Below are 14606 nucleotides of genomic sequence, written 5' to 3'. Positions count from 1 at the left end.
ATCCACAGCATCCCTTACAGTGTAGCACAGCCCTTGGAGAGGGGCTCTAATAACTACTACTCTATAATACAAGGAGGAGGAAAGTGAAGAAGCTGAAGAAGATTCTACTGATTAATTGGCTCTATTTTGCCAAAGAACTCATCGAAGTGGAGGATATCAATTTCCTGACAGGAAAAAACGGAGCAGGAAAATCCACTGTGATCGATGCGCTTCAAATCGTCCTTCTGGGTGAGACCAACGCCCGGAACTTCAACCAGGCAGCCAATGAGAAGTCTCAGCGGACACTGGACGGATACCTGCGGGCTGATATGGACGAAAATAACCCCAATTCCAGGCGCGGGAAGAATTACTCCACCTTTATTGCCTGTGAATTTTTGGATGATGTGGAGGGTAAGCAATTTGTCAGCGGCGTCATCTTCGACTGTCGGAGCGACGGAAGCCGGCAAGACCGCTTCTTCCTGTATGATGGGGCTTTGCCGGAGGACTGCTTTATACGACAGGGCGAGGCCATTGATATTCCTACTCTTCGTGTATTTTTGAAAGAGTACGGTACGCGGGGAAAACTTTATGATACCCATAAGCAGTACCAGGAAGATCTGCTGGCAAAGTGGAATGTCCATAACGAGCAGGTTATGCGGATGATGAAGAAGGCCATCTCCTTTCGCCCCATTGTAGACATCCAAAAGTTTATTACAGAGAATATCTGCGATATCCCTCAAAAGCCAGATATCGAGGCTATGCAGCAGAATATCTGGGATTACAAGCGCCATGAGCAGCTGGCACAGCGTCAGGAGGAAAAACTGGAGGCTTTGCGGAAAATCGGGAGGCTGTACCAGGATTGGCAGCAAGCCATTGACCGGTGGCACATTCAATTTTTTCTGTCTCTGTGGGCGGAGAAGGAAGCGCAGCAGTTTGCCATCGATCACACAGAACTGGAACTGCGAGATAGTGAAGCTGCCTTGCAGAAGGCAGAGGAGCATATCAAGGTGTTTTCCCAGGAGATCGAGGAAAAAGAGGAACGGCGGCAGGAGTTGGAGCTGGCGGTAAGACAAAGCGATGTTTTTCAGGAGGAGGATAAGCTTCGACAGAAAAAGAAAACGCTGCTGCAGGAACAGGAACGACTGCTGTCGGGCATACAAGCCCTGACGCTGGAAATCAGGCGGGAAACCAGTCGCATCCAACATTTATGCGGGGATATCACTGCTTGGGAGATGGAAGAAGATATAACGCAGGTACAGCAAGCTGCGGAGATGGCAGGAAAGGTATATGCGGCCCTGGAGGATGCAGATTCGCAGCTGTTTGCCCGTCCACTTTCCCTCTTTGAGCAAGCCCAGGCTGCGGTGGCAGAGCTCACCACTGTAATTCGAAATGCCGCCCACAAGGTGGAAGATCGTTTGAGCGTATACAAGGCTGAAGCAGATCAAAAACAAGCCGCATTAGCCAATCTGCGTAAAAACATCAAAGACTATCCTCGGGGTCTGCTCCAGCTACAAAAGCGCCTGAGCATGGAACTGGAACAGAAGATGGGCAAGCCGGTGGAGGTGCCAATCCTGGCTGATGTATTGGAAATGAAGGAAGAGGCCTGGCGTGGTGCAGTGGAGGGCTATCTCAACACCCAGAAGTTTTATCTGCTGGTGGAGCCAGCCTGCTACCCGGAGGCGCAGAAACTCTACGATTTAATCAAGGAGGAGTTCGGTCAAAGCTCTTTTGGCATTGTGGACATCGGTAAACTGCGGGAAAAGGAAAAACTCCAACCCCTGGAGAATAGTTTGGCCCAAAAGGTGGAAACGGAAAATGATCTGGCTCGCAGCTATATTGACTATCTGCTGGGACGGGTGGTGTGCTGCGAGCGAGTGGAGGAGCTCCGCAGCCATAAGACGGCCATCACAGCCGAAGGTATGCTGTATCAAGGGTATGTGACCCGCCCTCTACGCCGTGCGTGGATGGAAGACGCCTTTATTGGTCGCCGCGCCGTAGCCTTGCGGATCCGGAGACTGGAGGCGGAGCTGGAGCGGGCACAGGAGTGCATCCAACATTGGACGCCCATTCTGCAGGTGTTGAAACGGCAGGAAGAACCACTGTTTAACCAGTTTTTCGTACAGAGTACGGTACAGGAAAAACTGAATGATTACCTGCGCAGCCTGGAAATCAAAAAAGAAATTGCGCAAACGGAGGAACAGCTTTCCCAGCTGAATTTGCTTTGGCTGGATGAACAGCGGCAGACCATTGCAAGCCTGATTGGTGAGATCAAGACGCTACGCAACAGGCAGCAAGACACAGTGGATCAGCGGGGGCAACTGAAGGCCCAGATCCGCCAGTTAGAAGAGGAACGCTTGCCGGGTCAGCGTCAAAAGCTCAAGGATTTGGAAAATCGCATTTCCGAGACATTTTCTCAGGAATACCAAGAGCGGACAGGTCTGCCTCGGTATGAGCAGGAGCTTGCCCGTCTGAAACGAGCAGCAGCGGTACATAAGAACTTCAGCGATCAACTGCCTCGCACTATCAATGAGCAGGAACAGACCAGGGAGAAACTGCTTCGGGCAAGGCAGGACTATGCAGAGCAGTTTAAGCCCTGCCCCTTCCGGGTGGATGCTATGGACAACGAAGAATATGAATCAGAGCGACAGGTTTTGGAAGAAAATGAATTGCCAAAATACCGAGAGAAAATCAAGGCCGCCCGGGAAAGTGCTATGGAACAGTTCAAAAACGATTTTTTAAACAAGCTGAAATCCAGCATCGAGCAGGTGGAGAGACAGGTTAAGAATCTCAATAAGGCGCTGAAGCAGGCAAAGTTTGGCACAGACCAGTACCAGTTCAAAATAGACCGCAACCCAGACTACGCTGATTATTATGATATGATTATGGCACCGGAGCTGATGGAAGGGGATGGCGGCTTGTTCACGCTGCCGTTCCAGCAGAAATACGGAAATCTGGTGGAAACTTTGTTCAGCCAAATTGCCATGTCGGATGATACCCAGGTCAATGCCAGGAAGCAGAGCGAGCTTCAGCAAAATATCGAACGATTTACCGACTTTAGAACCTATCTGAAATTTGATTTGGAAACCACAGATCAAAACGGCTCCAGGCAGTTACTTTCCCAGACTTTGAATACCAAGTCCGGCGGTGAGACCCAGACACCCTTCTATATTGCCGTACTGGCTTCTTTTGCGCAGCTATACCAGGTAAACAATTCTTCTACTCTGGCCAGTAACACTGTTCGGCTGGTGGTGTTTGACGAAGCATTCAACAAAATGGACAGTGACCGCATTATAGAAAGCGTCCGTCTCCTGCGGAAAATGGGATTGCAGGCAATTATCTGTACGCCCCCGGACAAGCTGCCAGATATTATGCCTCTGGCGGACCGTACTCACTTGGTGATAAAAGAGAGATATCAAATGCGTGTCAAGGCTTGGGGGAAGGAGATCATGCCGGGATGAAACAAAATATCCTTCTGTCCCATCTGCTGGACAAATATGAAAAAAGTAAGCATCTGACGCAGCCGGGTACCTCCACGCGCCGGGTGATGCTCCGGATTGAAAAACACGAATTTCCGGAGTATGCTTATGAAGATGCACAAATTCGAGACACATGGAACGATGTAGTAAACGATCTGAAAGCCCATGGTCTGATCTCTGCAGAGTGGGTCAGCGGACGCCCGGTTCTTTCTTGTGTGGTACTGAATTTAGAACACCTTGCGGAGTGTTATCAGCTGACAGGCCGCACACATCCCAAAGAACTGGCGCAAACTGTAATAGAGCGTATGACCGCAAGGCTTTCTGGCGTTACGACAGATTGGATCCTGGCGTGGCGAGATGACATCTGCCATCAGGCAAAAGAGAACCTTCGAGTGCCGCCCTACTGCAAGAAGGATCTGGTGCTGCTGGATCAGCTGCTGACTGCATTTGTGGTGTACGATGCTCTGAGTGGGGAATCCATTACCATGCGCGCCTTCAGCGGAAAGTGTTACCAGAACACTAAAACCTTCGAGCGAGAGGTGCGAGATTCGTTCTTGCGGATTGCTTTGTCGTACTGTGCCGGATTGATAGAGGCCTGTGAGCAAAGTGAACTGGGCGAGCGGGAGCAGCTGGCCTATCTGGGTATCTATGCCCGTCCGGAGCTCTATGAGCTTACCGGAAACTGCGTCATCCAAACTGAACAGGGGGAGATCTCCGTGGCCGCTGCGGCTCCGTATGGCCTGGCGCTGCCAAGCTCAGGTGTTGACACCATACAGTCTTTTGACATGAGTGCGATTCGAAAAGTGATTTTTATCGAAAACAAGACCAACTACGATGAATTCGTGTTGTCTGAACTGCGTCCATGGGAACTTGTGGTTTACCACGGTGGCTTTTTAAGTCCACAAAAGTGCAAGTTTTTTAGAAAGATGGCCGCCGCACTGCAAAACCAGACCGAGACCGTTTTTTGGGCAGATATTGATTTAGGCGGATTCCAAATGTTTGAACGCCTGAAGGGCATATTCCCTACGCTGACGCCGATGCGAATGTCTGCCGAAGATGTGACAACGTATCATGGTACCGGACTCGTGCGTTCAGAGCATTACTTGAAGACTGTTCAGACTGCCCTCGCCTGTGATCAGTATCCGATTTTCCATATGGCCATGAAAAAAATATTGGAATACGGCGTTACAATTGAACAGGAAGTATTTTTAACAGAGTAATTAGGAGAGGCCGGTAATCACAATGGAGAGTATTAAGAATGACTGAGGTAGTTGCAGCGCTGATCTGGGATCAGGACAAATTTATGATTTGCCAGCGCCCGGCTCACAAGGCCAGAGGGCTGCCGTGGGAATTTGTGGGCGGCAAGGTAGAGCCAGGCGAAACCAAGGAGCAGGCTCTCATTCGAGAATGTCAGGAGGAACTGGCAGTCACGTTGAATGTGGGCGAGGTGTTTATGGACGTGATTCACGAATACCCCGATCTGACGGTCCATCTGACGCTGTTCCATGCCACCATCCGAGAGGGCACACCCCAGAAACTGGAGCACAATGATATCCACTGGATCATGGTAGATGAGATTGATCAGTATGAATTTTGCCCTGCGGATGTGGAGATTTTGAGGAAGCTAAAGGATGCCTACTAAAACCTATCACAAACTGGTGCGCGATCGCATCCCTGAGATCATCGAAGCGGATGGAAAAACCTGTATCTGTGAAACGCTTTCTGATGAGGACTACATATCCCTTCTGGACCAGAAGCTGAACGAAGAACTGGCGGAATACCAGGAGAGCAAATCCTTGGAAGAACTGGCTGACCTTCTGGAGGTTATGCAGGCTGTCGTAAAGGCCCGCGGCTGGACATTGGGAGAGCTGGAGCAGGTGCGGGCAGACAAGGCCGCCAAACGGGGTGGATTTGAAAAGAAAATCTTGCTAAGGGAAGTAAAGGAGGGTTGCTGAATGGATATTGCAAGAGCAAAAGAGTTATTGTCTGCTTTGGCTGACGGCATTGATCCGTTTACCGGAGAACTTTTACCTCAAAACCATGTATGCAATCAGCCTGAAATGATTCGAGCTTTTCATGAAGTTTTGAATGTGATTCCTTCTCCCAAGAAAAAAAGTCTGCCTCGGAATGCTGGAAAACCATGGACGGAGATTGAGGAAGAAAAGTTGCTTGACGAATTTGACTCAGGAATGACGACTTCTGCAATTGCTAAGGAGCACGGCAGAAGCAGAGGAGCCATTGAATCCAGATTAGTGGCTCTTGGGAAGATTTCAGATACATACCTTGACAGGAAACCGAGGTGACCTCTATGCCAACCTACCGCTCCGCCTCCGGCAGCAGTGCCGAAGATCTGTTCATCGAACTATTCTCCGACATCTTCGGTGCCGAAAAGGCCGGCTATCTCTACTCCCAATACCCCTTCTCCGACATCTACCAGAACAGCCGGTTTGCTGACTTTCTGATTGAAAACGGCGGACGGAAGGTGGCTAGCGGAGTATTTCAGCATACCTGATGTGCTCTAAAATAGCAAGCGATCTTTGCCATTTGTAATGAGATTGTTATACAAGAGTCTACGATCGGAACATCCTCGGTGCCGTCCGTATATCAGCCAGCGATTGCTGTGCTGTGCCCTCTGGGGTGCTCACACCAAGACAAAAAGAAGGAGATGATCAGCTGTGACGCAGTCGGTTCCATTGGACAAACGCAGTAAGAAAGCCCAGCGGGAATACCACGCGAAACAGCGTGGCTCCTGGCACGGGGTCAACCCTATCACCCGAACCGTACAGAGCAGGAAGACTTATGACAGAGCAAGAGTTAAACAAGCGGATCGCCGAGATCTTGGGATCTACTAAAAACGAGCCCGGATGCGGTCGACGTTCCGGCCGCCAATATCGCCGTACCCAATGTGTCAGGCACTCAGACCATCTTCTGTTTTTGATTCAGCACAGCAGGTATGCACCAAACATGGGGTATATCATGGGAGACTATGAGGGATTAAGAACATTACTTCATTCTGGACTGCACATTCAGTATATGAAGTCCAGCGATCGTCAACAGTACCTGAAGCGAAGATCCAATCGAAAAGTCCGTAAGTATTTCGGCCTATCGAAGAAGGGCAACCAGTATCGCAAAGTGTTTGAATACTGGTGGACGCTCTATTAAATTTAAGATTGGTCAAAGATCGACTCATAGCAGGAAAAATTCTGCTTCACGACCTACGCAGCGTAGACATACAATCAGGAGTGGCCGACAACGGCACCGATAGAAACGGAGAAAATGCGGAAGTTTCCCCGTTAGGGATGGGTTAGGGATTTGGCGGTTTCGGCGGCTGGGCTCACTCATCCCCCGACCGCTGTTCCACCACTGAAACCGCCGCAAAACAGCAATCTCCAAACCACAAAAATCAAACTTAAAATGCAGAAAAACCGCCTGTTTAGGCGGTTTTTCTGCAAAATTTGGTCGGAGTGCGGGGACTCGAACCCCGGGCCTCCTGCTCCCAAAGCAGGCGCGCTACCAACTGCGCAACACCCCGATATGAAGTTGTGGGACTGCCCGGGCGTATCCTCCCAAAGCAGGCGCGCTACCAGCTGCGCTACACCCGGTTATGACTTTTTCTCAATGGAAATCAGAAACGTGTTTTTGGAAGAGCACTGCCCAATGAATAAGGTCGGGGCATGCGCAATACGGACGGTTTGCAAAGTACAGGCGTCCATTAAATGAAACATTTTATATTATACGTCAACCATTTGAGACAAGTCAAGAAAAACCTTGACGAAACCAGCGCCGCGCCGTACAATAAAATATACTATATAGTAAGGGACAGGTGTGAGCAATGAACAACCGCGATAAAACCATGGATCAAATCATTGCCCTTTGCAAAAACAGGGGCTTTGTTTTTCCCGGCAGCGAAATTTACGGCGGTCTCGCCAACTCCTGGGATTACGGCCCTCTGGGAGTGGAATTTAAAAACAACGTGAAAAAAGCCTGGCTGAAAAAATTCGTCCAGGAGTCTCCTTATAATGTGGGCCTGGATGCGGCCATTATCATGAATCCCCAAACGTGGGTGACCACCGGCCATGTGGCCGGGTTCTCGGATCCGTTGCTGGACTGCAAAAGCTGCAAAGCCCGCCATCGTGCGGACAAGCTGATTGGCGATGTGCATCCGGAAGTGAATGTGGACGCCATGAGCTTTGACGAGATGGATGCGTTCATTGCGGAGCACGAAGATGTGGTCTGCCCGGTGTGCGGAAAGCATGATTTTACGCCCATCCGAAAATTCAACCTGATGTTTAAAACAGCCATCGGCGTAACGGAAGACTCTTCTTCCACATGCTATCTGCGTCCGGAGACGGCGCAGGGCATCTTTGTGAACTTTGCCAATATTCAGCGCAGCACCCGCAAAAAGCTGCCCTTCGGTGTATGCCAGGTGGGTAAGGCGTTCCGCAACGAAATCACACCGGGCAACTTCACCTTCCGTACGCGGGAGTTCGAGCAGATGGAGTGCGAATTCTTCTGCAAGCCCGGTACCGATTTGGAATGGTTTGCCTACTGGAAGGACTACTGCAAAAACTGGCTCTTGAATTTGGGCATCAAAGAGGAGAACCTGCGGCTGCGCGACCATGAACCGGCGGAGCTGGCGTTCTATTCCCGCGCGACTACGGACATTGAGTACGCCTTCCCGTTTACCGACTGGGGCGAATTGTGGGGTATTGCGGACCGCACGGATTACGACCTGGGCCGCCATCAGGAGGCTTCCGGCAAGAGCCTGGAATACTTCGATCCGGAGACCAACGAGCACTACATTCCTTATGTCATTGAGCCGTCTTTGGGTGCGGACCGTGTGGCACTGGCTTTCCTGTGCGAAGCGTACGATGAAGAGCATTTGACGGATGCCAAAGGCAAGGAAGATGTGCGTGTGGTTTTGCGCCTGCATCCCTATCTGGCACCGTTTAAAGCGGCAGTTCTGCCTTTGTCCAAAAAGCTGGGCGGAAAGGCAATGGAAATCCGCAACGAGCTGTGCAAATACTTCATGGTGGATTACGATGAGACGGGTTCCATCGGCAAGCGCTATCGCCGTCAGGACGAGATTGGCACACCGCTGTGCATCACCGTGGACTTTGATACGGTGGGTGACGAGGAGAAAGGAATTGCTCCGGACAATTGCGTGACGGTGCGCGACCGCGATACCATGGAGCAGGTTCGCATTCCCATCAGCGAATTGAAAGCTTATATCGAGAAAAAAGTGGAATTTTAAAAAAGTAGACCGGAAGTTTCTTCCGGCCTGCTTTTTTATTTTTTTAGGAATGAGAAGAGACGGTCTCCCGCACGGCGCGATAGCTGACGGGAACCCGGACAACGCGGCTGACAGGCTGCCAGATCAACAACGCGATGCCGTAATCCACCATGCTGTGAACCACAGTGCCGACCCCCACAAGACCGAGAACGGTGGAAACAAAGCTGCCGTCCATTGTGGCACCGCCAAACCAGAACAACGTGACCACGACGGCTTCCAGCGCGCCGTGCACAATGCCCAGAATCAGGCCATAGGCTCCCATGCGAACCGGCGAACGCATGACCTGCGGCTGCTTTGCAACCCAGTATGCGCCCAGCAGCACAAATACAATTTGCGAGGCTGCACGAAGCACGACTACCGGTGCGAAGCCAGCCAGCAGAAATCCCAGCGTTGTACCCAGTTCCACCGCCGCTGCAACCGTGGGGGAAATAAACATGGCCAAAAAGAGAGCGACATGGCTGGCCAGTGTAAAACTCATGGGCCCCAGCTGGATGCGTACGGGCGAGATCATGGGTACCAGAATGCCCAGTGCGCACAAAAGTGCGGCAATACACATTTTTTGAATCCGTTCATTTGAATGCATTTTTGATTGCTTCCTCTCCAGTTATGATATGTGTCATGACACATATCATAACTGGATTTTCTTTTTCCGTCAAGAGAGTTTTAAAAAAGTGCTTGACATCTTTGCAAAATGCTGTATTATTGTATTAAGCTCTTAATGCAATAATACAAAAGGAGGCGAGGGGATGACGTGGAATATCCAGCCGGACCGGCCGGTGTATCTTCAGCTGATTGAGCAGTTGGAGCTGGCGTTGGTCATTGGCGAGTACCCGCCCGGTACGCGGATGCCTGCTGTGCGTGAACTGGCAGCCCAGGCGGGCGTCAACCCGAATACCATGCAGAGAGCGTTGCAGGAACTGGAATCGAGAAGTTTGGTGCTCACCCAGCGTACTGCGGGACGCACAGTGACTCAGGATGCAGGAATGCTGGCACAGCTTCGTGGAAAAATGGCGCAGACGCAAGTGAATGATTTTTGGGAGAGTATGAAAAAACTGGGGCTGTCGGCGCAGGAGATTGTCGAACTGATTCGCCGGCAGGCAGAGGAGGAATGAAGAATGACTTATGCTTTGGAGTGCGAGGCGTTGAATAAGCGATATGGTACCCGCAGCGCCTTGACGAACCTGACGGTGCACTTTGAACAGGGGCGCATAATCGGACTTTTGGGGCCCAATGGGTCAGGAAAAACGACGCTTTTGAAGCTGGCGGCCGGGCTGCTGGTGCCGAGCGGAGGAAGCATTCGTGTGGTTGGGCATGAGCCGGGGGCGGAGACAAAGGGAATGGTGGCATATCTGCCGGATCGCATGGCGCTTCCGGCCTATATGCGCACAGCTGATGTCATGGACTTTTATCGGGACTTTTTTGCGGATTTTGATACCGAGAAAGCAAAGAGCATGCTGGCAGATCTGGGGATTGGCCCCAAAGATAAGATTGGGGCCATGAGCAAAGGAACACGGGAAAAGCTGCAGCTGGTTCTGACCATGAGCCGTGCAGCAAAACTGTATCTGCTGGATGAGCCCATCGGCGGGGTAGACCCGGCCGCACGGGAGTATATTTTGAACACGATTATTCGCAATTACAGCGAAGACGCCACGCTGATTCTGTCCACCCATCTGATTGAAGACATTGAGAAAATTTTGGATGACGTGGTGTTTTTGCAAAATGGCCAGGTAAGCATTGCGCAAAGTGTGGACAGTGTGCGGGAAGAGTACGGCAAAAGTGTGGACGCGGTTTTCAGGGAGGTATTTCGATGCTGAGTAAATTGATTTCGCATGAAGCCAAACGGATGGGGCGGCTTCTGCTGCCGGTGTTTGGCGCGCTGCTGATTTTGTCGGGAGTCACCAGATGTATGGAAGCGGCATGCCTGGCCTGGCAGGGCAAAACGCCTCTTTGGCTGTCCATTCCCACCGTGTTTTTGCTGATTGGCGCGCTGTTGTGCGCCATGGTTTTGCCTGCGTCGTCGTTTTTGTTGTCGGCGCTTCATTTTTACCGGATGACAGGCGAGGAGGGCTATCTGCTGTTCTCCGTTCCGGCCACCATTCCGCAGCAGATCTGGGCCAAGCTTCTGTCCGCCCTTGTGTGGGCGATTGCGGCGCTTGGGATATTGGTGGGCTGCGTTTGGGCGTTGGTGTTGCAGCCCTTCGATATGATGGACCAGGTTCGGGGAAACATGGCACCGGACTGGACCGGCACCTGGCTGGGATTTTACCTGTTCCTGTTGGCGGTGCTGGTGGTGCTGGCGCTTGCAGGCAGCTTTTTGTACGTTTATCTGTGCTGTGCCGTCGGGATGCAGTTCGGCGCCAACCGGCTGCTGGCCACGCTGGTGGTTTACTTCGGCCTGCCGGTGGTGCTGCAGATTGTCGCCTTGTTCGCCGTTTTGCTCGCCGGCGTGGCCCTGGCTGCCGCAGGAGTGTTCGAGACACTGGTCACGATGCCGCCCACCATTGTTTACGCGGCATTTTTGGGGATTCTTACCATTGTCACATTGTTGTGGGATGTGGTATGCTATGCTGTAACCAATCATCTTTTGGCAAAACGATTGAACCTTACCTGAAGAGAGGAGAGGCAAAAGTGGAAACACGGCAGTATGTATGCCCCAAATGTGGATGCACCAGTTACGAGAGCGATCAGTTTCAGGCGACAGGCGGAAACTTCGCGAAGCTGTTTGACATTCAGAACAAAAAGTTTTATACGGTTAGTTGTACAAATTGTGGATACACCGAATTGTATAAATCTATGAACGATGCGGGAATGGATGTGCTGGATTTCCTGATCGGCGGCTGATTTTCCCAAAAAGCACAAAGCCTCATGGCGGGCATGGAACCGCCGTGAGGTTTTTCTGCGTTTGGACGCTGAAATGAAACATTTTTGATACATTCAGCCGTTATGCTGTTGAAGAGAATGGAAAAGGAGCGACATGCGATGAACCGTATTTTGATTGTGGAGGATGAAGTGGCCATTGCCAGGCTGATTGAAATGAGCCTGATGCGCGCGGGATATCAGTGCGAGATGGTGCATGACGGTTTGCAGGCTGCGGACAAAATCGAACAAACGGACTACGATCTGGTGCTGCTGGACATTATGCTTCCGGGGCTGGATGGATATGAGCTGCTGGAGTATCTGCGCCCCATGGATACATCGGTGATTTTCATCACGGCAAAAGGAACGCTGGGCGACCGTGTAAAGGGCCTGAACCTGGGCGCAGATGACTACATTGTAAAACCGTTTGAGGTGGAGGAGCTGATCGCGCGTGTGGAAAGTGTTTTGCGCCGGGCCGGAAAGGGCGGCGCGAAACTGCAGGCCTTTGATGTCATCATGGATACGGTGGCCCGTTCGGTCAAACAGAACGGCCTGGGTGTGGCGCTGACACCCCGGGAATTCGATCTGCTGGAGCAGCTGATGCGCAACCGGGGCGCTGCTCTGTACCGCGACGTGCTGTTCAACCGCGTGTGGGGCGGTGAGATGGACAGCGATACCCGCACCCTGGATCTGCATATTCAGCGCCTGCGCAAGAAGCTGAACTGGCACAACCACATCAAAACGGTTTATAAGGTAGGGTACATGTTGGAAAAGGAGTAACTGCATGAAGTTTGCGCAAAAGCTCAGCTGTACCATCATTCTTCTGGTGGCGGCATCCTTCTCTGTGGGCGGATTTCTGTTGGTTTGGGGGAATTTCAACGATTCTCTGGACGAGGCGGAAGCCCAGGCGGAACGCTGGCACTTGATGCAGTGCTATGCCATGGAGAGTGAAGTTCTTACGCGGATGGCGCAGGGAACAGAGATCACCGACGAAAACATGCGCAGCTATATGGAATCTTTGCCGGCTTATGAAAGTGAAAGCCTGGCCACAATGAATTTTATTCGCCTGATGACCGATGAGAGCGAGGTGTATTCAGCTTTTACATCCGATACCTGGGCTGATTGGTTCCCTTTGCGCGGAGGCGATACGGCCTACGAACTTCGGCAGGCGGACGACCGCTGTTACCTTCTGCTGCAGAATCAGGTCAATACGCCGGTCAAAACATATTACATGCAGAGCGTTAACGATGTGACCAGCGTGTTTGACGCGCGCGATCAGCAGTTGTGGAGACTGTGGCAGATGGAAGCCGTTACGCTGGTACTGTGTGCGGGAGCGGCTGTGGTGTTGAGCAACCGTTTGACAAAGCCGTTGAAAACATTGAGCGAGGCCAGTACCCGCATCGCCCAGGGAGAGTATGATGTTCGGACGGAGCTGGATACCGGAGACGAGGTCGGCCTGGTGAGCCGCAACTTTGACGCGATGGCCGAGGCGGTGCAGAAAAATGTGGACGAACTGGCGCTGTCTGTGCGGCAGCGGGAAGATTTTATGGGGGCGTTTTCCCATGAGTTGAAAACTCCCATGACCGCCATCATCGGTTATGCGGATACTTTGCGCAGCATGCAGGTCAGCCCGGAGCAGCAGCGCATGGCCGCGGGTTACATTTTCTCCGAAGCCAAGCGGGTGGAATCCCTGAGCCGGAAATTGCTGATGCTGATGGGGCTCTCAGAGCAGAAAGCCGAGCTGGAACCGGTGCCGCTGGAACAAATTTTTCGAGCGGTGTATGTGGCGCTGGCGCCCGTCAGCAGCCGGATCAAGCTGTGCTTTCAGAAATCGCCGGGTGTGGTGGTGCTGGCAGATAAGGACTTGCTGACAGATCTGGTGTACAATCTGATGCACAATGCTCTCAAGGCGGAACCGAAGGATCAGAGGATCTACGCTTTGTGGAGACAGGAGAAAAATCGGATTTGCGTTACGGTGGCTGACAAGGGACGCGGCATTCCGGCGGATCAGCTGGGTCGGATCACCGAACCGTTTTATATGGTGGACAAGTCCCGCGCGCGCCGGCAGGGCGGCAGCGGCATGGGGCTTGCGCTGTGCAGCGAAATTGCACGGCTGCATGGAACCACACTGACCTTTGAAAGCAAAGAGGGCAAGGGAACCAGCGTCAGCTTTTGGCTGGAGCTGCAGACAAGCGAGGGGGCGGACGGCAAATGAAACGAAAAACCTGGCTGCGGCGGCATCCCCGCTGTGCGGTGCTGGCCACAGGCGCTCTGGCGCTGCTCATCAGCGCACTGCCGCTGGCGGCGCTGCACATGGCGGATGTACCGCTGTTTACCCGTTCCCACAGCCGGTCCTGGCGAAGTGTGCAAAGCGTTCAGGTGAGTGGGGAAGACCTGTACCTGGTGCAGACACTTCGGGAGAGAAACCGGCAGGACTTTTACTGGCAGAGCGGGGAAATCGAGATCCTGGATGAAGGGTTCACCATGCTGAACGGCTACATCGAGGATCTGGCGGAGGCAGGTGTGCTGGATGCCGAATGGTTGGACATGACATCGATTCCCGCGGAGCTGGAAGAATATCTGCTCCTGCAGGAACACTATCTCACATGCTCTTATATGCGGGATTCTGCTGGCTTTCTCACCCTGAATGTCTGGGAGAAAGATTCGAACGGGGTAGAGTATGCTCATTGGGAACAAATCACACTGGAGAGTACAACGGGCAAGGTTACCAGCTTCTATCTGACAATCCCGCAGGTGGAATTCGACCCGGAGGAGCGGCTGCGGTGCTATGTTGATTATTTGGGGCTCTCCGGTCTGGATGACTGGCAAATGTGGCCGGACGAAGAGGGGCAGGGCGATATGGTGACGCTGTATTCCAAAAAGGCAAAGGCCTATGTGACAATGTATTCCATCGTAGGCATTGTGCCGGAAGGGATTCAGATTGCGGGAGGCCTGTATCCGGAGTCGGAATAAGGGCGCCGCAGATGCGCAAAGGTTTGACG

General features: G+C 52.1%; 15 protein-coding genes and 1 tRNA gene. 14 read left to right on the top strand and 2 right to left on the bottom strand.

Annotation, left to right across the window (positions count from 1 at the left end):
- The first annotated feature begins 83 nt into the window (after window positions 1-83).
- The 6 genes from WMO24_RS02950 to WMO24_RS02925 are packed head-to-tail and all read left to right on the top strand — an operon-like array spanning window position 84 to window position 5967.
- Window positions 84-3437, top strand: coding sequence for an ATP-binding protein (locus WMO24_RS02950; protein ID WP_349214846.1), 3354 nt, complete (start codon window positions 84-86; stop codon window positions 3435-3437).
- Entirely contained in the window at window positions 3434-4675 is a 1242-nt protein-coding gene (locus tag WMO24_RS02945; RefSeq protein WP_349214844.1) for a Wadjet anti-phage system protein JetD domain-containing protein, read from the top strand. Before WMO24_RS02950 ends, WMO24_RS02945 begins: the two co-directional genes overlap by 4 nt.
- Before the next feature lie 38 nt (window positions 4676-4713).
- Window positions 4714-5097 (top strand): (deoxy)nucleoside triphosphate pyrophosphohydrolase, encoded by a 384-nt coding sequence (locus tag WMO24_RS02940; protein WP_349214842.1) that lies wholly within the window; start codon window positions 4714-4716, stop codon window positions 5095-5097.
- On the top strand, window positions 5087-5410 hold the full coding sequence (locus tag WMO24_RS02935) for a nucleoside triphosphate pyrophosphohydrolase (protein ID WP_349214840.1): 324 nt from the start codon (window positions 5087-5089) through the stop codon (window positions 5408-5410). The genes WMO24_RS02940 and WMO24_RS02935 overlap by 11 nt, the downstream gene beginning before the upstream one ends.
- A complete protein-coding gene (locus WMO24_RS02930; RefSeq protein WP_349214838.1) occupies window positions 5411-5758 on the top strand; it encodes a hypothetical protein in 348 nt (115 codons plus the stop codon). It abuts the gene before it with no gap.
- A gap of 5 nt (window positions 5759-5763) precedes the next feature.
- Entirely contained in the window at window positions 5764-5967 is a 204-nt protein-coding gene (locus WMO24_RS02925; RefSeq protein ID WP_349214836.1) for a hypothetical protein, read from the top strand.
- Between the two features lie 944 nt (window positions 5968-6911).
- Here WMO24_RS02925 and WMO24_RS02920 read toward each other — a convergent pair.
- Window positions 6912-6987 (bottom strand) — tRNA-Pro (locus WMO24_RS02920).
- Between the two features lie 300 nt (window positions 6988-7287).
- Between WMO24_RS02920 and WMO24_RS02915 the strand changes: the two genes are divergently transcribed.
- Window positions 7288-8709 carry a glycine--tRNA ligase gene (locus tag WMO24_RS02915; RefSeq protein ID WP_349214834.1) on the top strand — a complete coding sequence of 474 codons (1422 nt, stop codon included), beginning with the start codon at window positions 7288-7290 and terminating at the stop codon, window positions 8707-8709.
- A gap of 43 nt (window positions 8710-8752) precedes the next feature.
- Here the strand turns inward: WMO24_RS02915 and WMO24_RS02910 are convergent, their stop codons facing one another.
- Entirely contained in the window at window positions 8753-9331 is a 579-nt protein-coding gene (locus tag WMO24_RS02910) for a hypothetical protein (protein WP_349214832.1), read from the bottom strand.
- 163 nt (window positions 9332-9494) lie between these two features.
- On the opposite strand from WMO24_RS02910, the gene WMO24_RS02905 reads away from it, so the two are divergent.
- From WMO24_RS02905 to WMO24_RS02875, 7 genes are all read left to right on the top strand, one after another.
- Complete coding sequence (locus WMO24_RS02905) at window positions 9495-9860, top strand: GntR family transcriptional regulator (RefSeq protein ID WP_349214830.1); 366 nt, start codon at window positions 9495-9497, stop codon at window positions 9858-9860.
- 3 nt (window positions 9861-9863) lie between these two features.
- A complete protein-coding gene (locus tag WMO24_RS02900) occupies window positions 9864-10562 on the top strand; it encodes an ABC transporter ATP-binding protein (protein WP_349214828.1) in 699 nt (232 codons plus the stop codon).
- Entirely contained in the window at window positions 10556-11359 is an 804-nt protein-coding gene (locus WMO24_RS02895) for a hypothetical protein (protein ID WP_349214826.1), read from the top strand. The genes WMO24_RS02900 and WMO24_RS02895 overlap by 7 nt, the downstream gene beginning before the upstream one ends.
- Window positions 11360-11376: 17 nt before the next feature.
- Window positions 11377-11589, top strand: coding sequence for a zinc ribbon domain-containing protein (locus WMO24_RS02890; RefSeq protein WP_349214824.1), 213 nt, complete (start codon window positions 11377-11379; stop codon window positions 11587-11589).
- 138 nt (window positions 11590-11727) lie between these two features.
- The gene (locus tag WMO24_RS02885) at window positions 11728-12384 is read left to right on the top strand and encodes a response regulator transcription factor (protein WP_349214822.1); all 657 of its coding nucleotides are present in this window, start codon (window positions 11728-11730) and stop codon (window positions 12382-12384) included.
- Window positions 12385-12388: 4 nt separating this feature from the next.
- Window positions 12389-13819: a sensor histidine kinase gene (locus WMO24_RS02880; RefSeq protein WP_349214820.1), complete on the top strand. Its 1431-nt coding sequence runs from the start codon at window positions 12389-12391 to the stop codon at window positions 13817-13819.
- The gene (locus WMO24_RS02875; protein ID WP_349214818.1) at window positions 13816-14577 is read left to right on the top strand and encodes a hypothetical protein; all 762 of its coding nucleotides are present in this window, start codon (window positions 13816-13818) and stop codon (window positions 14575-14577) included. Before WMO24_RS02880 ends, WMO24_RS02875 begins: the two co-directional genes overlap by 4 nt.
- The last annotated feature ends 29 nt before the right edge of the window (window positions 14578-14606 follow it).

The sequence above is a fragment of the Ruthenibacterium intestinale genome, assembly GCF_040096265.1.
Lineage (GTDB): Bacteria > Bacillota > Clostridia > Oscillospirales > Ruminococcaceae > Ruthenibacterium > Ruthenibacterium komagatae.
The sequence above is the reverse complement of the archived record's forward strand: the minus strand, read 5'-3'. Positions and strand labels throughout refer to the sequence as shown.